Annotated in this window: 16 protein-coding genes; 11 read left to right on the top strand and 5 right to left on the bottom strand. The window is 63.3% G+C overall.

From position 1 onward, the window contains the following. The first annotated feature begins 156 nt into the window (after positions 1-156). A complete protein-coding gene (cytX, locus tag QCL51_RS22725) occupies positions 157-1,440 on the top strand; it encodes a putative hydroxymethylpyrimidine transporter CytX (protein WP_021783857.1) in 1,284 nt (427 codons plus the stop codon). On the opposite strand, the gene QCL51_RS22720 is transcribed toward cytX, so the two are convergent. Further along, the gene (locus QCL51_RS22720) at positions 1,409-2,155 is read right to left on the bottom strand and encodes an RsiV family protein (protein ID WP_003249476.1); all 747 of its coding nucleotides are present in this window, start codon (positions 2,153-2,155) and stop codon (positions 1,409-1,411) included. The genes cytX and QCL51_RS22720 overlap by 32 nt on opposite strands. Before the next feature lie 185 nt (positions 2,156-2,340). Here QCL51_RS22720 and QCL51_RS22715 point away from each other — a divergent pair, with 185 nt between their 5' ends. From QCL51_RS22715 to QCL51_RS22675, 9 genes are all read left to right on the top strand, one after another. Next, positions 2,341-2,958: an NUDIX domain-containing protein gene (locus tag QCL51_RS22715; RefSeq protein WP_021783858.1), complete on the top strand. Its 618-nt coding sequence runs from the start codon at positions 2,341-2,343 to the stop codon at positions 2,956-2,958. Further along, the gene (locus QCL51_RS22710) at positions 2,949-3,401 is read left to right on the top strand and encodes a DUF1249 domain-containing protein (protein ID WP_003249480.1); all 453 of its coding nucleotides are present in this window, start codon (positions 2,949-2,951) and stop codon (positions 3,399-3,401) included. Before QCL51_RS22715 ends, QCL51_RS22710 begins: the two co-directional genes overlap by 10 nt. Positions 3,402-3,486: 85 nt before the next feature. After that, on the top strand, positions 3,487-4,287 hold the full coding sequence (gene cpdA / locus QCL51_RS22705; RefSeq protein ID WP_275966534.1) for a 3',5'-cyclic-AMP phosphodiesterase: 801 nt from the start codon (positions 3,487-3,489) through the stop codon (positions 4,285-4,287). 131 nt (positions 4,288-4,418) lie between these two features. Next, the gene (locus QCL51_RS22700; protein ID WP_084851068.1) at positions 4,419-5,027 is read left to right on the top strand and encodes a YqiA/YcfP family alpha/beta fold hydrolase; all 609 of its coding nucleotides are present in this window, start codon (positions 4,419-4,421) and stop codon (positions 5,025-5,027) included. A 35-nt stretch (positions 5,028-5,062) separates the two neighbouring features. Then, positions 5,063-6,967: a DNA topoisomerase IV subunit B gene (parE, locus tag QCL51_RS22695; RefSeq protein ID WP_003249486.1), complete on the top strand. Its 1,905-nt coding sequence runs from the start codon at positions 5,063-5,065 to the stop codon at positions 6,965-6,967. Further along, positions 6,964-7,950 (top strand): esterase-like activity of phytase family protein, encoded by a 987-nt coding sequence (locus tag QCL51_RS22690; RefSeq protein ID WP_101196352.1) that lies wholly within the window; start codon positions 6,964-6,966, stop codon positions 7,948-7,950. Before parE ends, QCL51_RS22690 begins: the two co-directional genes overlap by 4 nt. Then, entirely contained in the window at positions 7,947-8,465 is a 519-nt protein-coding gene (locus tag QCL51_RS22685) for a TIGR02281 family clan AA aspartic protease (RefSeq protein WP_021783862.1), read from the top strand. Before QCL51_RS22690 ends, QCL51_RS22685 begins: the two co-directional genes overlap by 4 nt. A 13-nt stretch (positions 8,466-8,478) precedes the next feature. Then, the gene (parC, locus tag QCL51_RS22680; RefSeq protein ID WP_014859646.1) at positions 8,479-10,737 is read left to right on the top strand and encodes a DNA topoisomerase IV subunit A; all 2,259 of its coding nucleotides are present in this window, start codon (positions 8,479-8,481) and stop codon (positions 10,735-10,737) included. 172 nt (positions 10,738-10,909) lie between these two features. Continuing rightward, positions 10,910-11,620 (top strand): ABC-type transport auxiliary lipoprotein family protein, encoded by a 711-nt coding sequence (locus QCL51_RS22675; RefSeq protein WP_021783863.1) that lies wholly within the window; start codon positions 10,910-10,912, stop codon positions 11,618-11,620. Between the two features lie 253 nt (positions 11,621-11,873). Here QCL51_RS22675 and QCL51_RS22670 read toward each other — a convergent pair whose 3' ends face one another. Continuing rightward, entirely contained in the window at positions 11,874-13,328 is a 1,455-nt protein-coding gene (locus QCL51_RS22670) for a hypothetical protein (protein WP_021783864.1), read from the bottom strand. 134 nt (positions 13,329-13,462) lie between these two features. Here QCL51_RS22670 and serB point away from each other — a divergent pair, with 134 nt between their 5' ends. Then, on the top strand, positions 13,463-14,677 hold the full coding sequence (gene serB, locus QCL51_RS22665) for a phosphoserine phosphatase SerB (RefSeq protein ID WP_053870517.1): 1,215 nt from the start codon (positions 13,463-13,465) through the stop codon (positions 14,675-14,677). Between the two features lie 301 nt (positions 14,678-14,978). Here the strand turns inward: serB and asd are convergent, their stop codons facing one another. Genes asd through QCL51_RS22650 form a run of 3 tightly spaced genes read right to left on the bottom strand, consistent with a single transcriptional unit; the run spans position 14,979 to position 18,241 of the window. After that, positions 14,979-15,842: an archaetidylserine decarboxylase gene (asd, locus tag QCL51_RS22660; RefSeq protein WP_101196350.1), complete on the bottom strand. Its 864-nt coding sequence runs from the start codon at positions 15,840-15,842 to the stop codon at positions 14,979-14,981. A gap of 9 nt (positions 15,843-15,851) precedes the next feature. Next, positions 15,852-16,661: a rhodanese-like domain-containing protein gene (locus QCL51_RS22655; RefSeq protein ID WP_021783867.1), complete on the bottom strand. Its 810-nt coding sequence runs from the start codon at positions 16,659-16,661 to the stop codon at positions 15,852-15,854. A 44-nt stretch (positions 16,662-16,705) separates the two neighbouring features. After that, complete coding sequence (locus tag QCL51_RS22650; RefSeq protein ID WP_021783868.1) at positions 16,706-18,241, bottom strand: HDOD domain-containing protein; 1,536 nt, start codon at positions 18,239-18,241, stop codon at positions 16,706-16,708. Between the last annotated feature and the right edge of the window lie 91 nt (positions 18,242-18,332).

Here is an 18,332-nt window from a genome sequence, read left to right as displayed (position 1 = left end):
GGCCGCTTTGCGGCCCTTTCGCGACGCAAGGCCGCTCCCACAAGGACCGCGCAAGCCTCGAAGCCTGCGTGGCTTTTGTGGGAGCGGCCTTGCGTCGCGATACGAGGACGAAGTCCTCGCCAGGAACACCAACAATATTGCCGGCGAGCGCCAACCATGACATCACCCAGCCAGTTCTCTCCCGACCATCCAATCCCCATCCAGCAGCGCATTTTCGGTGCTCGCGACCTGTTTTCACTGTGGTTTTCCCTCGGCATCGGCCTGATGGTGCTGCAGGTCGGCGCCATGCTGGCGCCAGGCCTGGGCCTTGCTGGCGCCGTGCTGGCCATCGCCCTGGGCACCGGTGTCGGTGTGCTGTTGCTGGGTGCGGCGGGGGTTATCGGCAGCGACACCGGCCTGTCCGCCATGGGCACCCTGAAACTCAGCCTGGGCAGCCATGGCGCGCGCTTGCCGGCGCTGCTCAACTTGCTGCAACTGGTGGGTTGGGGCGCTTTCGAGATTATCGTCATGCGCGATGCTGCCAGCTTGCTGGGTGCGCGAGCGTTCGGTGAGGAAAGTGCCTGGAACAGCCCCATGCTCTGGACGCTGTGCTTCGGTGCCCTGGCCACCCTGCTGGCTGTCAGCGGGCCACTGGCCTTCGTGCGCAAGGTGCTGCGCGCCTGGGGCATCTGGTTGTTGCTGGGCGCTTGCCTGTGGCTGACCTGGAACCTGTTCGCCAAGGCCGACCTGGCCGAACTGTGGAACCGTGCCGGGGATGGTTCGATGTCGCTGGCGGTTGGCTTCGATATCGTCATCGCCATGCCGCTGTCCTGGCTGCCGCTGATCGCTGACTACTCGCGCTTTGCCCGCAATGGCAAGCATGTGTTCGGCGGCACGGTCGTTGGCTACTTCATTGGCAACACCTGGCTGATGAGCCTGGGCGTGGCCTACACGCTGGCGTTCGCCGCCAGTGGCGAAGTCAATGCGCTGTTGCTGGCCCTGGCGGGCGCCGGTATGGGGATCCCGCTGCTGCTAATTCTGCTGGACGAGTCGGAAAAGGCCTTCGCCGACATCCACTCGGCGGCGGTTTCCACCGGTGTGCTTATACCGCTGAAGGTCGAGCACCTGGCGTTGGCCATCGGCGTGTTGTGCACCCTGATCGCCCTGTTGGCGCCACTGGCACAGTACGAAAACTTCCTGTTGCTGATCGGTTCGGTGTTCGCGCCGCTGTTCGGCGTGGTGCTGATGGACCACTACGTGGTCCGTCGACGCCGTCTGCCAGCGCAGGTCAATGGCTTGCACTGGCAGGCGTTGGTGGCCTGGTTTGCCGGGGCGGTGGCCTATCACCTGATTGCCGCCAAGGCGCCGGAACTGGGCGCGACCCTGCCAGCATTGCTGCTGGCAGGTGTGCTGCATGGGTTACTGAGCCTCAGCCGCGGCCGGGAAACAGTTCAGGCTTGAGTACGCCATTCAGGCGCGGGTAGGGGATCTTCAGTTCCACGTGGCCCATGGAGTAGGGCGCGATGGCATAGACCTCGTACTTGACCACTACCGCGCCGTACGTCAGAGCGACGTGCGGCGATTTCTTGAATGGCCAGGTCTTGACGAACTCGGCATCCTTGTCCATGCCCACGCTCATCAGCCAGGCGCGGTGCGATTCTTCGACGGTTTTCCAGAAGGTGTCTTCCTGGCCGGGCACCAGCATGTCCTGCAGGGTCAGCACCTTGTCCAGCTTGCGTGAATAGTTGATGAAGCCGCGGCCGGGCATGCCGTGGGCGCCACCGCTGTCCAGGTAGCTGGACAACTCGATGATCACCAACCCGTCATGCTGTTCGCGTACCTTGGCTTGCAAGTAGCTGCTGTTACGTTTGTCGGCACTGGCCAGATATTGCTGTTCGTAGGCCTGCAGGGTGGCTGGTGCGGTGCCATGCTGATTGTCTTCGGTCAGTTGCAGCAGGCGTTTTTCGACGATGCCGTCGAGCTTGGGCAGGGCTGGGAAGTGGATCATGTCGATGTTCACCAGCGGGCAGTCGCTCTCGCTGCAGCCGGGTTTGACATGCTCCCAGGCGTCGCGCTTGACCTCGAGCGGGGCCCGGTAGTTGGGCGTGAACAGGCTCTGGCAGGCGCCCAGAGCGAGTGCCAGCACGGCCACGGAAGTCAGTTTGACAAGTGTCATGATGATCCTTGCAGAACAGGGAAAAGTCGGCCTTTGACCGTCTGCGCGGCCTTCAGTTCGCCACTAAGCTAACAGAGTGAAGGGCTGCTGTCCCGAGTGCGCCAGCGGTTGCTGGAAAGGGATGAAACCAACAGGCGTGCGGAGTAGGATGGCGCGAAGCAGTATTCGAGGTAATGAGGATTTCCATGTCAGACGCGTTGAACGCTGTGCCCAAGGGCTTCGAAATCATCGAGCGGGCCAATTGCTTCCAGGGCTTTTACAAGCTCGACAAGTTACGCCTGCGTCACGAGCTATTTGCCGGTGGCATGGGGCGCGAGATCAGTCGCGAGCTGTTTGTGCGCCACGATGCGGTATGCGTGCTGCCTTACGACCCTGCGCGCGATGAAGTGGTGCTGATCGAACAGTTCCGCGTGGGCGCACTGGACAAGGTCGCCAACCCTTGGCTGATCGAGATGGTTGCCGGGCTGATCGACAAAGACGAGCAGCCCGAGGAAGTCGCCCATCGCGAGGCCGAAGAAGAAGCAGGCCTGACGTTCAGCGCCCTGTGGCCGATGACCCGCTACTTCCCGTCGCCAGGTGGCAGTGACGAATACGTTCACCTGTTCCTCGGCCGTTGCAGCAGCGAGGGCGCGGGAGGGCTGCATGGCCTTGAAGAGGAGGGCGAAGACATTCGCGTACGCGTGTGGTCGTTCGAGGATGCCCTGCAGGCGGTGCGCGACGGGCGCATCTGCAACGCGGCAACCATTATTGGCCTGCAATGGCTTGCGCTGAACCGTGACGAAGTAAGAGGTATGTGGAAGTGAACCTGCTGCGCGAGCGCTATCGAGTCGACCTGGTCGGGCTGCAGGCAGCCTGCGAGGCCAACTACGCCCGGCTGATGCGCTTGCTGCCCGACATGCGCACCACCCAAAGCTCGCGCCGCATCGGCATGACCCAGGGTGATCAGATGCTCGGCGTGCTGGTGCTCGACGTGGTGCTGGCCTGTCCGTACACCACCACCCTGCATGTGCGCCAGGAACACAGCCTGCCGTGGTTGCCAGTCCCGCACCTGGAAGTGCAGGTGTATCACGATGCGCGCATGGCCGAAGTGGTCAGTGCCGAACACACCCGGCGCCTGCGCAGCATCTATCCGTATCCAAACGACGCCATGCACCAGCCGGACGAAAAGGCCCAGCTCAACCTGTTCCTGGGTGAGTGGCTCAGTCACTGCCTGGCCTGCGGCCACGAATTGGCAAGTGTTCGCTGAATTGTGACGTGAGTCGGTTGCGGGTGTTTGCTCGTCACCGTCGCCCAGCCATAATTCCCGCTGAATCCATTCGAGGAGATGGCCGTTGTTGCCGCCAGACCAATCCCGCCCTGTGCACGTGGTGCAACTGACCGATGCCCACCTGTTCGCCGACCCGGCTGGCAGCATGCTGGGCCTCAATACCCGTGACAGCCTGCGCCACGTGGTGGCCCAGGTGCGACGCGAGCAGCCGCTTGTCGACTTGCTGCTGTGCACGGGCGACCTGTCCCAGGATGCCAGCGTGGCATCCTATGAAGCGTTTCGTGAGCTGACCGCACCGTTTGCCGTACCCACCCGCTGGCTGCCGGGCAACCATGACGAGGCTCAGGTGATGGCGCAGGTGGCGCCGGAACTGGTGCAGGCGGTGACCGATATTGGCGCATGGCGGGTGGTCATGCTCAACACCGCCGTGCACGGTGCTACCCACGGGTTTCTGCAAGATGACCAGTTGGCCGTGCTGGAAGCCGCCTTGAAAGAGGCTGGTGAGCGGCATTGCCTGGTGTGCTTCCACCATCAGCCGGTGGACATCGGCTGCGCCTGGATCGCGCCGATCGGCTTGCGCAATGCCCAGGCGCTGTTCGATATCGTTGAAGGATATCCACAGGTACGGGCTTTGTTATGGGGGCATGTGCATCAGGAATGGGATGAGGTCCGAGAGGGGCGGCGCCTGCTGGCCACACCGTCGACCTGTATTCAGTTCGCGGCGCGCAGCGAGGGCTTCCAGGTGAGCGAAGAGCATCCGGGGTACCGCTGGTTGCGCCTGCATGCCGATGGGCGGCTGGAGACCGGGGTGGAGCGGGCGCTGGATTTCGAGGTGCAGCTCGACTTCGACAGCCCAGGGTATTGAGCAGGCCACGTCAGCCTGCCGGAAAATTATTGCGAAATCCGTGGCACTGCGTCAAAACCCGGCGAACGCGCTACACTGCGCGTCCCTGCGCCCGCATTATCAGGCGCGAAGCCACAGATTCCGGGGGCAGCATGTCGGGTTCCATCCTCTATATCCATGGCTTCAACAGCTCACCGCTTTCGACCAAGGCGCGTCAGCTGGAGGCAGTCATGCAGCAGCTCGGCCTGGCCGACCAGTTGCGAGTGCCGGCCCTGCACCACCACCCACGGCAAGCCATGGCCCAGCTCGAAGCGGCCATCGCCGAACTGGGTGCGCCACTGCTGGTGGGCAGTTCGCTCGGCGGCTACTATGCCACCCATCTGGCCGAGCGCCATGGCCTCAAGGCCCTTCTGGTCAACCCGGCGGTAACCCCACACAAGCATTTCGACGGTTACCTGGGCACCCAGCGCAATCATTACAGTGGTGAAACCTGGGAGCTGACCCACGATCATGTGCAGGCCCTGGCCGAACTGGAAGTCGCGGCCCCGGCCGATGCCGACCGCTATCAAGTGTGGCTGCAGACCGCCGATGAAACCCTGGACTACCGACACGCCGAGCGCTATTACCGTGCTTGTGCACTGCGTATCCAGGCCGGTGGCGACCACAGCTTCCAGGGCTTCGCCGAGCGCCTGCCGGCACTGCTGGCCTTCGCCGGCATTGCCCGTGGGCAGTATGCGGCGCTCGATTTTTCTGTATTTTGACTTTTTTGCATTCACCAGACTGACGACGAGACCCTATGGCCAATCCCAGCGCTAGCGCCTATAACGCAGACGCCATCGAAGTCCTCTCGGGCCTTGATCCGGTCCGCAAGCGGCCGGGCATGTACACCGACACCAGCCGCCCCAACCACCTGGCCCAGGAAGTCATCGACAACAGTGTCGACGAAGCACTGGCCGGCCACGCGCGTTCGGTGCAGGTAATCCTGCATGCCGATCATTCGCTGGAAGTCAGCGACGACGGCCGCGGCATGCCGGTGGACATTCATCCGGAAGAGGGCGTGTCCGGGGTCGAGCTGATCCTCACCAAGCTGCACGCCGGCGGCAAGTTCTCCAACAAGAACTATCAGTTTTCCGGTGGCCTGCACGGGGTGGGCATCTCGGTGGTCAACGCCCTGTCGACCCAGGTGCGCGTGCGCGTCAAACGTGACGGCAACGAATACCAGATGACCTTTGCCGATGGCTTCAAGGCCAGCGAGCTGGAAGTGGTCGGCTCGGTCGGCAAGCGCAACACCGGCACCAGCGTGTACTTCAGCCCCGACCCGAAGTACTTCGACTCGCCCAAGTTCTCCATCAGCCGCCTCAAGCACGTGCTCAAGGCCAAGGCGGTACTGTGCCCAGGTCTGCTGGTCAGCTTCGAGGACAAGGCCAGCGGCGAAAAGGTCGAATGGCACTACGAAGATGGTCTGCGCTCTTATCTGGTCGACTCGGTCAACGAATTCCAGCGCCTGCCCGACGAGCCGTTCTGTGGCAGCCTGGCGGGCAACAAGGAAGCGGTTGACTGGGCTTTGCTGTGGCTGCCCGAAGGCGGCGACAGCATTCAGGAAAGCTACGTCAACCTGATCCCCACCGCCCAGGGCGGCACCCACGTCAACGGCTTGCGCCAAGGCTTGCTGGATGCCATGCGTGAGTTCTGCGAGTTCCGCAACTTGCTGCCACGCGGAGTAAAGCTGGCGCCGGAAGACGTTTGGGAGCGCATCACCTTCGTACTGTCGATGAAGATGCAGGACCCGCAGTTCTCCGGGCAGACCAAAGAGCGCCTGTCATCACGCGAGGCGGCCGCATTTGTCTCCGGTGTGGTCAAGGACGCTTTCAGCCTGTGGCTCAACGCCCACCCCGAGCTGGGCATGCAACTGGCAGAACTGGCCATCAGCAACGCCGGGCGCCGCCTCAAAGCCAGCAAGAAGGTCGAGCGCAAGCGCATCACCCAAGGCCCGGCATTGCCCGGCAAACTGGCCGATTGTGCGGGCCAGGACCCGATGCGTGCCGAGTTGTTCCTGGTCGAGGGTGACTCGGCCGGTGGTTCGGCCAAGCAGGCGCGGGACAAGGAATTCCAGGCCATCCTGCCGCTGCGCGGCAAGATCCTCAACACCTGGGAAGTGGACGGTGGCGAAGTCCTGGCCAGCCAGGAAGTGCACAACATTGCCGTGGCCATCGGCGTCGATCCGGGTGCAACCGACCTTGCGCAACTGCGCTATGGCAAGATCTGCATCCTCGCCGACGCTGACTCCGACGGCCTGCACATCGCCACACTGCTGTGTGCGCTGTTTGTTCAACACTTCCGGGCACTGGTCGAGGCTGGGCATGTTTACGTGGCCATGCCGCCCCTGTACCGCATCGACCTGGGCAAGGAAATCTACTACGCCCTCGACGAAGCCGAGCGTGACGGCATCCTCGACCGCCTGGTGGCCGAGAAGAAGCGCGGCAAGCCGCAGGTAACACGCTTCAAGGGCCTGGGCGAGATGAACCCGCCGCAGTTGCGCGAAACCACCATGGACCCGAACACCCGACGGCTGGTGCAGTTGACCCTGGACGACGTAGAGGCCACCTGCGAGCTGATGGACAAGCTGCTGGCCAAGAAGCGCGCCGGCGACCGCAAGAGCTGGCTGGAAACCAAGGGCAACCTGGCCGAGGTCATGGTTTGATTCGGCAAGTATTTGCCGTTTGCCTGGCGCTGGTTGCCCTGCCTTGCCTGGCGGGCAACTGGCCAGAGCTGAAGATGCAAGCCGAGCACCCGATCGACGGTATGCGCGGTGGCAACCTGTCTGGTCTGGTGGAATGCCGGGGCGGGCTGTGGGGTGTGTCCGACCGTGACGACGACCGCATCTACCGCTTCGATCAGCAGAACCCCACCTGGCGCGCGCAGCCGCTCACCTTCACCCCGCCAACTGTCCCGGAAAGCGGCCTGCCATGGGGGTTGAAGTCACGCAACTGGGCGGCATCGTTCATTCGCGGTGGCGAGCTGGATTTCGAAGGCATCACCTGTGATCAGGCGGGTAACCTCTATCTGGTCAGCGAGGCGCATGCCGCGGTACTGCAATTGCCGCTGGAAGGTGAGCCGGACTGGTTGAGGATAGACTCGGCCATGGTGCGCCAGGCCCGGGCAAGCGGCATGCTGCTGAACTTCAATGCCCTGTTCGAAGGCGTGGCGATCAACCCGGCGGGTGACCGCCTGTGGCTGGCCGCCGAGCGTGAGCGCCGTGGCCTGGTGGCCATTGAGCGCCGGCAATCGGTATGGACCTGCGGGCGCAGTTGCGTGCTGCTGAGCGAGGCCGGGGTCGAGATGCAACCGGAGCAAATGCCCAATGCCAGTGCGCTGTCGCGCGACTTCGCTGACCTGGCCTGGTTCGAGGGCAAGCTGTTTACCCTTGAACGTAACGCTTACCGGGTGTGCCGGCGTGATGCCGACAGTGGCAAGGTCGAGCGTTGCTGGTCGTTCGCTGCTGATGCGCTGGTCGAGTCACGGCGCTACGCGCAGCCGTTTGGCCTTGCCGAAGCACTGGTGATCGATGCCAAGGGTGCCTGGATTGGCCTGGACAACAACAACAGCGCCCGCGCCGATGGCGAAACCCGCCCGGTCGTCTGGCGCTTCGACGCCCCGCAAGGCGGCTGGAGCGCCAAACCATGAGCCAGGCGCCGGGCAAGCGCGCGGGCAGGGTGCTGATGATCGTCGCCTGGGCGGCGGCGCTGTTTCTTGCCACGCGCTTTTTCGGCCAGTGGGAAGACAGCCAGCGTAACCCCAATAGCCAGGTGCAATCCGAGCATGGTGCAGGCTTTATCGAAGTGCGCCTGCTGAGTAATGGCCAGGGCCACTTCGTGGTGGATGGTGCCATCAACGGCCAGGTGGTGCATTTCATGCTCGACACCGGCGCCACCGACGTGGCGATCCCCGAGGCGTTGGCTCATGAACTGAGCCTGGAGCGCGGTAGCCCGGTGCTACTGAGCACCGCCAACGGCCGCACCGAAGGCTACCGCACGCGCCTGGCCAGCCTGCAACTGGGCGATATCCGCCTGCAGAACGTACGCGCCATCGTGGTGCCGGGCCTGGACGGGCCCACCGTACTGCTGGGCATGAGTGCCCTGCAACAACTTGAATTTACCCAGCGCGGTGGCACCATGCTGCTGCGCCAGAACCTGAAATAATGACGAGGCCCGCATGAGCGACTCACTGGAACTCAGCCTGGACGGCGTCGAACGCCGCTCGCTGGCTGACTTCACCGAACAGGCCTACCTCAACTATTCCATGTACGTGATCATGGACCGCGCACTGCCGCACATCGGCGACGGCCTGAAGCCGGTGCAGCGACGCATCGTCTACGCCATGAGCGAGTTGGGGCTCGACGCCGATGCCAAGCACAAGAAGTCGGCGCGTACCGTCGGTGACGTGCTCGGCAAGTTCCATCCCCATGGCGACTCGGCCTGCTACGAGGCCATGGTGCTGATGGCGCAGCCGTTCAGCTACCGCTACACCTTGGTCGATGGCCAGGGTAACTGGGGTGCGCCGGATGATCCGAAGTCGTTCGCCGCCATGCGCTATACCGAGGCGCGGCTGTCGCGCTACGCTGAAGTGCTGCTCAGCGAAGTCGGCCAGGGCACCGTGGACTGGGTACCGAACTTCGACGGCACGTTGCAGGAGCCGGCCGTGCTGCCTGCGCGCCTGCCCAATATCCTGCTCAACGGTACCACCGGTATCGCGGTGGGCATGGCCACCGATGTGCCGCCGCACAACCTGCGAGAGGTGGCCAGTGCCTGTGTGCGACTGCTCGATGAGCCCAAGGCAACCATCGAGCAGTTGTGCGAGCATATCCAGGGGCCGGATTACCCGACCGAGGCAGAGATCGTCACGCCGCGGGCAGAAATTCTCAAGATGTACGAAAGCGGCCGCGGCTCGATCCGCATGCGCGCCGTGTACCGTGTCGAAGATGGCGACATCGTCGTCACTGCGCTGCCGCACCAGGTCTCCGGGGCCAAAGTGCTGGAGCAGATTGCCGCGCAGATGCAGGCCAAGAAGCTGCCGATGGTCGCCGACCTGCGCGACGAGTCGGACCACGAAAACCCGTGCCGTATCGTCATCATCCCGCGTTCCAACCGCGTGGATGTCGACGAGCTGATGCAGCACCTGTTCGCTACCACTGACCTGGAAAGCACATACCGGGTCAACGTGAACATCATCGGCCTGGACGGCCGTCCGCAGTTGAAAAACCTGCGAACCATATTGGTAGAGTGGCTGGAATTCCGCACCAATACCGTTCGTCGCCGCCTGCAGCACCGTCTGGACAAGGTCGAAAAGCGTCTGCACCTGCTGGACGGTTTACTCACCGCGTTCCTCAACCTGGATGAAGTGATCCACATCATCCGTACCGAGGAATACCCCAAGCAGGCCCTGATCGAGCGTTTCGAGCTGACCGAGATTCAGGCCGACTACATCCTCGAGACCCGCCTGCGGCAGTTGGCGCGCCTGGAAGAGATGAAGATCCGCGGTGAGCAGGATGAGTTGCTGAAGGAGCAAGCCAAGCTGCAGGCCCTGCTGGGGAGCGAGGCCAAGCTGCGCAAGTTGGTGCGCAGCGAGCTGATCAAGGATGCCGAAACCTATGGCGATGATCGTCGCTCGCCGATCGTAGCGCGTGCCGAAGCCAAAGCGCTGTCGGAAAACGAGCTGATGCCGACCGAGCCCGTCACCGTGGTGCTTTCGGAGAAAGGCTGGGTGCGCTGCGCCAAGGGCCACGATATCGACGCCACTGGCCTTTCCTACAAGGCCGGCGACGGCTTCAAGGCTGCCGCGGCCGGGCGTTCCAACCAGTTTGCCGTGCTTATCGATTCCACCGGGCGCAGCTACTCGCTGGCCGCCCACAGCCTGCCATCGGCGCGTGGCCAGGGTGAGCCGCTGACTGGCCGTCTGACGCCGCCACCGGGGGCGACTTTCGAATGTGTGTTGTTGCCTGACGACGATGCGCTGTACGTGGTGGCTTCGGATGCCGGTTACGGCTTTGTGGTCAAGGGTGAAGACCTGCAGGCCAAGAACAAGGCCGGCAAAGGCTTGCTCAGCTTGCCCAACGGGGCCAAGGTCATGACCCCGCGCCCAGTGGCCGATCGCGAGCAGGACTGGTTGGCGGCGGTGACCACCGAAGGCCGCCTGCTGGTGTTCAAGGTCAGCGACCTGCCGCAGTTGGGTAAAGGCAAAGGCAACAAGATCATTGGCGTGCCGGGTGACCGGGTGGCCAGTCGTGAAGAATTTGTTACCGATCTAGCCGTGATTCCCGAAGGCGCGACGCTTGTGTTGCAGGCCGGCAAGCGTACCCTGTCTTTGAAGGCGGACGACCTGGAGCACTACAAGGGCGAGCGCGGACGGCGCGGCAGCAAGCTGCCACGCGGGTTCCAGCGTGTCGATGGGTTGCAGGTGGAAGTGCCGACTTAACCGGTTGCAATGTCTGGAACGGCAATTTCAAAGCCGTTTCGGGCAGAAATGCTGGAGTCGGACGGTTATTTCGCGGATGATATGCCCCTTGCGGAGCCGGCGTGGCCGTGTGCCCGTTTGAATATACATGTATCACTGCGGTGTGCCTTGTGGCAGCCGCCTGGATGGGATGATGAAATTTCTGCGCCTTCCATTTGCGCTGTTGATGACTGGCCTGCTGGGCCTTGGCGGGTGCACCATGCATCAGCCGGTTGCCCTGTATCAGCTCGACAGTGGTGATCCTGGCCAGCCGTCGCAGAGTGCGGGCATGGCCGTGGTACTCGGCCCTGTATCGGTGGCCGATTACCTTCAGCGTGAGACATTCCTGCAGCGTCAAGCTGATGGCAGCCTGAGCGCGGCGACCGACGGTCGCTGGGCTGGCAGCCTTTCATCGGATATCGACCAGTTGCTGGTGCGTCAACTGGCCTGGCGTCTGGACAGCCAGCGCGTAGTGCTGGCCCCGGCGACTGCAGGCTTCAGCCCGGACGTGCAAGTGCTGTTGTCGATCACACGCCTGGACTCGGGCAGGAACCAGCCGGCCATTCTGGATGCCCAGTGGCGTCTGCTGGACCGCCGTGGCCATGTGCGTGACAACCGTATCATTCACCTCGAGCAGCAGCACGAGGGCAGTGAGTCGTCGCAGGTGCAGGCTCAGGGCCAACTGCTGCAAAAGCTGGCCGAACAGCTGAGCACAGCGGTGAAGCCGCTGGCCAACCAGCCGGCGATTGCCGAAGAAGCACCGAAAAAACCCGCTGCACCGACGCAGGTGAAGAAGGGGCCAGAGAAACCCAAAATCCCGATGGCCTCGCCGATTCGCACCGATATGGAAGTTTATCGGTTCTGATCAAACTGGCAGATACAAAAAAGCCCGCATTCGCTGCGGGCTTTTTTGTATCTGCTGTTCCGTCTGAAGCTCGGCGCGGTCTTTGTGGGAGCGGGTTTACCCGCGAAGCAGGCGACGCGTTGCATGGCACCGGTTGCGCCGGTGTTCGAGGGTGAACCCGCTCCTACGGGGGGAGCGCTAACGGTTGGATTTTGCGCCAGTCAAAGCAACCAGCCTGACTTAAGACATACGCTGTAGATGTCGCGTATACCTGTCAGGCACGGTGCTCATGCATGCGCGCCAGTTGCCTTTCCAGCATTGACGGGTAGGGCTCCATGAGCCGCTCCACACAGCACGCGCCTTCGGGGCTGGCGATCGGGCGAATACGCGCACGCTGGCGAATCAGGGCGTCATCGTTGATCTGTCGTTCTACCAGCAACAGGTTGCGGCTGTGCTGCGACAGCGCCAGGGCATCCTGGACTTTCTCGGCAATCAGCAGGTCAACCAGCTCCAGCCCATGCAGGTCGTTGCCCAATACCAGGCCTAGCTGCAGTTGCAGGGTGATGCCGCTATCAGCCACCTCGATCTGCAGGGCGTGGCCCAGGGCACGCAATAGTTCGCCACAGCAAATGGCGTTGGTCAGGTAGTCCTCGCCACACTCGCGGCTGTGGAACAGCACCAGGGTGCTGCCGTCGTTCAGCGTGTGGGTTTCACCGTCGTAGAGCGAGGCCGCGTGCTCCAGGCAATCGCGGTAGCGCTTGGTCAGCTCGTCCAGGCGTGTACGTGGCAGGCGGCGCAGTTGCTCCTGCGAGCCCAGCTGCACGGCAAGTACGGCGCTGTACTGGGGCTCGTCGGACTCGACCTCTGCGTGGGCTTTGGCTGTAGTGTCATCGTCCAGCAGGCCGGCGAAGGCTGCGTCGTCATCTTCGTCTTCCAGGGCAACCTTGGCGCGCGGTACGGCTTTGGGTGCCGGGGCAGCTGCGTGCAGGTCGTCGAACGGCTCGTCATCTTCCTCGGGCTCCGGCTCTGGTGGCGGAGGCGGGGCCAGGCGTGCATGCAGCTGGCGGGCGATGTCGCCGATCTCGTCCTGGCGGTCGGTCGCCGGGGTATACGGCTGCGGGTCGCGCAGCCATACCCGCAACTGCAGCAGTGGCAGGGTGATAAAGCGGCCCTGACGCAAGCTGAGGGCCAAGGCCAGGGCCAGCAGGATGGCGGCCAGAATGCCCATGCTCTGCAGGCTGATCAGCATCGGCTGCTGGAACTGGCTCATGTCCAGGCTGATGCGCAGTTGCCCGGCCGTCACGTCCTGGAACGTGATCTTGGTCTGGTACAGGCCTTCGGCCTCACCCAGCAGGCTGTTGCGCGGGCGCTGGCCGGCTTCGGCGAGGATGCGGTTATCGACGCTGAAGATTGCCGCATGGGCCACCAGCGGGTTTTTCACCAGGTTGCCCAGTAGCACGTTGAGGCTGAGGATGTCGTTGGACACCAGCAGCTCGGTTGCCGATGTGGCGGTCTGGGTGGTCAGGCTTTGGCCCAGGGCATCGGCCTGCTCATGCATGGCCTGCTTGAACTGCAGGCCCATCACGCAGGCGTAGATCACCAGCGCCAGCGCCACCAGGAAAATGTTGGTGCAGGCGATGCGCAGTGCCAGCGGCACGCGACGTTGACTCAAGGCGCGATAGATCATCAGGAAGAAATTGTCTGGTTTGACTGGCGTGGGCCGGTTCACAGAGCTCGGCTCTTAATGGCATGAAAGTGGGGGGAGTATAGCGAGCCGGGTTTTGTCGGCAAAGTATCGTTGGCGCCCGATGGTCATGGAAAATCGGTAGAATGCGCATTTTTCATCGAAGTCGGAGCCAGGTTGTGCGCGAAATCGTCCTGATCAACATCACCGGTGAGGACCGTCCCGGTCTCACTGCGGCTATCACCGGCGTCCTGCTGCAGGGCGGTGTGAGTATCCTCGACATCGGCCTGGCGGTCATGCACGGCACCTTGTCGTTTGGCATCCTGGTCGACATCCCGGACAACGAAGTGGCTACCGCACTGCTGCAAGGCGTGCAGGCAAAAGCCCACGAACTGAACCTGCAGGCCCGTTACACGCCGATTTCCGAGGCGGACTACCAGCACTGGGCCGATGGGCATGGCGAAGCGCGCCACATCGTTACCCTGCTCAGCCGCAAGATCACTCCCGAGCAGCTGCAGCGGGTGAGTGCGGTGATCAGCCAGTACGGCCTGACCATCGAGCGCATGGAGCGCCTCTCGGCCCGGGTGGCACTGGATGCCGAATTCGACAAGGGCAAGGCAGCCGTCGAGATCTCCGTGCGCGGCGTGCCGAGCGATGCCCAGGCCCTGCGTGCGGACTTCTTTGCCCTGGCTGAAGAACTGAGCGTCGACATCGCCTTCCAGAAGGACGATCTGTTCCGCCGCAACCGCCGGCTGGCGGTGTTCGACATGGACTCCACGCTGATCGAGGCCGAAGTCATCGACGAGCTGGCCAAGGCGGCGGGGGTAGGGGAGCAGGTCGCGGCGATCACCGAGCGCGCCATGCGCGGTGAGCTGGACTTCCGCGCCAGCTTCAAAGAGCGCATGGCTTTGCTCAAGGGCCTGGACGTGGGGGTGCTGGACGAGATCGGGGCATCGCTACGCCTGACCGAGGGTGCCGAGAACCTGTTTGCTGAGCTCAAGCGCCTGGGATACAAGACCGCGATTCTGTCCGGTGGCTTTACCTACTTTGCCCGTCAGGTGCAGGCGCGCCTGGGTATCGACTATGTGTTCGCCAATGAGCTTGAAGTGGTCGATGGCAAGGTGACCGGCGTGGCTGTTGAGCCGATTGTCGATGCCCAGCGCAAGGCTGAATTGTTGAAGAAGCTGGCCAGTGAAGAAGGCTTGCAACTGGAGCAGACCATCGCCGTAGGTGATGGCGCCAATGACCTGCCGATGCTGTCGCTGGCCGGGCTGGGCGTGGCGTTCCGTGCCAAGCCACTGGTGCGCCAGTCGGCCAAGCAGGCGATTTCCACCTTGGGGCTGGATGGGGTGCTGTATCTGCTGGGCCTGCGTGACCGCGACGCCCGTGGCTAGGTTGTCGTCGAATCTTCTGTGCCTGTGAAATCGAGCGCCGCCCGCGCGGCGCATCGCGAGCTACGCTCGCTCCTACGTTTGTTTCGGGCCAGTGACGCCTGTGACAGGCGCGCGCGACCGCCTGGTTCGCGCAACACGATATCGCGTCGTGCGCCATAACGTTCGCGCGCAAATCTCTCAGGACTGATTGGCCCGAAACAAACGTAGGAGCGAGCGTAGCTCGCGATGCGCCGCGCGGGCGGCGCTCGATCTTACAGGCGCAAAATAAACCCCGACATGCACCCCAATGCAAAAACCGTAATCAAGCCTGCACAGGCGCCGCCAACTGTTGCCCCATGCGCACTGCGGAGCCAGCACCCAGGCTCTCAGCCCATTTCACCTGCTCCGGCCCGAACAGCACGATGGCGGTCGAACCCAGCTTGAAGCGGCCCAGTTCGGCACCTTTTTCCAGGTGGATCGGGCCGCGGCTGGCTTCGTCGTAACGGAAGGTCTTCAGCTCACGCTTGGGCGGCGTGACCAGCCCAGCCCATACCGTTTCGATCGAGGCGACGATCATAGCGCCGACCAGTACCACGGCCATTGGTCCACGCTCTGTATCGAACAGGCAGACCACGCGCTCGTTGCGGGCGAACAGCTCGGGGACATTTTCTGCGGTGGTCTGGTTGACCGAGAACAGACGGCCCGGCACGTAGACCATTTCGCGCAGGGTGCCGGCCAGCGGCATGTGCACGCGGTGGTAGTCCTTGGGCGACAGGTAGATGGTGGCAAACTCGCCGCCCATGAACGGCGCGGCCATGGCCGGGTCACCGCCCAGCAGCTCTTGCGCACTGAATCCGTGCCCTTTGGCCTGGAAGATACGGCCGTGCTCGATCGGGCCGAGCTGGCTGACCGCGCCGTCGGCCGGGCACAGGATGGCGCCTGGGGTTTCGTCCAGTGGGCGGGCGCCTGGCTTCAGGGCGCGGGTGAAGAACGCATTGAAGTGCTCGTAAGCGCTCAGGTCTTCGACCAGAGCCTCGCTCATGTTCACCTGGTAGCGCTTGGCGAACCATGCGGTGAAGGCGTTCTTGAACCAGCGCACGCGGCACTCGGCGATGCAGCCGGCCAGCCGCGACAGCAGGTGGTGCGGCAGCAGGTACTGGCTGATGATGAACAGACGGGATTTCATGGGGGTTCCTTAGACTTCTACAGGCGTGTCCGGGTGGTTGCCCCATTCGCCCCACGAGCCGGCGTAGGCCTTGACGCGTGGGTAGCCGAGGGACTTGGCCACCAGGTAAGTGAAACCGGAGCGGCGGTGGGTCTGGCAGTGGGTGATCACTTCCTTGTCGGGGGTGATGCCCAGCTTCTCCAGGACTTCAGCGATGTCCTGACGGATGCGCAGGTGGTCGTTGAAATCCATGCCGGCGGTCCACTCGAAGTTGATCGCGCCGGGGATGTGGCCGCCTTTGGCTGCCAGCACTTTTTCGCCGCTGAATTCCTGCGGGCCGCGCGCATCCCAGATGACCAGGTCATCGGCGCCCAGACGGCTTTGCAGGTACTCGCGGGTGGCGGTGGGTGCGCTGTCGATGTGCAGACGGACCGGGGCGTTGCCACTGGCAGGCACGTCGGTGGACAGCTTGTCTGCCGGCCAGGCCTGGATACCGCCATTGAGGTAGTGGTAGCGCTTGTGGCCGATGACATCGAGCAGCCAGATGAAGCGCCCGGCCCAGCCACCGCCTTCATCGTCGTACACCACATACACGGCATCGGCGCGGTGGCCGAGTTCGCTGAACAGTTTCTCCAGCTCGCCCAGGGCCGGTAGCAGGCCGGGCGCCGGGGGCTGGCCGAGCTGGGTGCGCTTGCCTTCGACAAAGTGCGCGCCGGGAATATGCCCGCTGACATAGCGGTTGGCGCTGCTCAGGTCGACCAGGATCAGTTGCGGCGAATCCAGGCGTGGCAGCAGGTCTGCAGCTTCGATCACCAAGGGCAGGCCGGAAAAGTCGGTCATCCACGGTCTCCAGTGTGGAAAGAGAGGCGATTGTAGCGCAAGGCTCAACCCTTGCGGTTGGTAAACACCGACAAGGCCCGCTCGATGCATTGCGCGGTCTTGCCGAAGGCTTGCACGCTGATATCGGCCATCGGCCGGCAGCCCTGGTCGGCCACCAGCAGCATCAGCACCTGGTCGTTTGCAGCCAGCGAGCGAAGTAGAACATGCTCGCTGCGAAACAAAGCGCGCAGCGGGGCGGGCAGCAGCGCCGAGAACTGGCTGTGGTTTTCCGGTGTGATGCGCAGTTGTCCGGCCTGACTCAGCAGCTTTTGCAGCAGCTTGTTCTGCGATACCTGCAGGGCCAAAGCCCCGGCCTCCTTGGGCAGGCCGGCAATTTGCTGCACGCGCAGGCAGTCACTGGCCTTGTCCAGGCTAAGCAGCATGATGCGTTGCATGCCGCAGGCCAGCAGGGCCTCTTGTGCCTGGGTGGCCAGGTGCACGGCGTTGGTGAACGGGCTGGGTTGGGCCAGCAGGTGCTGGCACAGCGTGCGCCAGCGTGCCAGATCGTCGTTGCTGGGCGGGGGTGGGGCCAGCATATCCGGGTGAGGCCGGCGTTGGTGCCATGGCCAGATCAAAGCCTCGGCCGGGTGGAACAGGGCATGTCGGGCATGGCGGCGGGCACTGGCGGCCGCCTGCTGGTGCACTTGCTGCTGCACGTCTTCCAGCGAGGTTTGCAGGTACAGCGCGGTCAGCAGTTGCCAGCGCAGCAGGTGCGGGTTATCCCAGCCGACCTGTGCCGCCAGGGCCAGGTTGTTGGCCAGCAGCACGGTATTGGCCGGCTGGTTGAACCAGCGTCGCAAGCCGGGCTCGGCGTCCAGGCGGTGCTGTTGGCTGAGCAGGTCTTCGTCGCGGGCAATGTTCAGCACCTTGGCCAGTTGCTCGCGCTCTTCCAGCAGCAGGCGATAACCCTGGGTGACCCACTGGGGCAGGCGCCAATACTCGGCTATGGTCTGGCACAGCGCCATGATGCGCACGCCAAACAGTTCTTCCTCGACGTGGGCGGCGTCTTCACCTTTGTGGATAACCCGCAGTTCCCAGGCGTCGAGCAGCTTGGGGTAGGCCAGTGCCAGTGGCCAGAGTGGCGACAGGAACAGCAGGCTGCCCCAGTGAATCTCTTGCCACAGCCGTGCCAGGCGGCTGGCGAACAGGCCGCTGGCCTGCTGTGCCGCATGCTGGCTGATCATCTGGAACTGGCACAGTACCGGCGGAATCTCCTCCACGGGCAGTGTCGGCAAGCGTTTGAGAAGCTGCTCGCTGCGCTCCAGGCCCAGGCGGTTGAGGGCGACTTCCAGGCTCTCGGCGGGCTCGGCGAGGCTGGCATTGGTGGGGTGATTGGCTTCGCGCATCACTGACAGCACCAGCGCCGGGCTATCTTGCATCAGTTCGGCGATATCGCGCAGCGAGCGGCGGCTATCGTGGATGGCAGCCATGACCCGGTCGTAACTGTGCTTCGGCACGGGGATGCGAACACTCTCGAGCAGCTTTACCCAGGCCTCTAGCGTACGCGGGGCCTGAGTGGGCACCTTGGTTTCAATTGGCATTTTGACATCAGTCCGAACTGGCTTTTCGCATTGAGTGGCTATAGTCTGGCGCAGTTCTGCCGATAAGTAGAAGAAGAGTTTTAAAGCTCCC

This window comes from Pseudomonas sp. LTR0 (assembly GCF_036630035.1).
In the GTDB taxonomy this organism is placed as follows: Bacteria; Pseudomonadota; Gammaproteobacteria; order Pseudomonadales; family Pseudomonadaceae; genus Aquipseudomonas; species Aquipseudomonas putida_Y.
The sequence above is the reverse complement of the archived record's forward strand: the minus strand, read 5'-3'. Positions and strand labels throughout refer to the sequence as shown.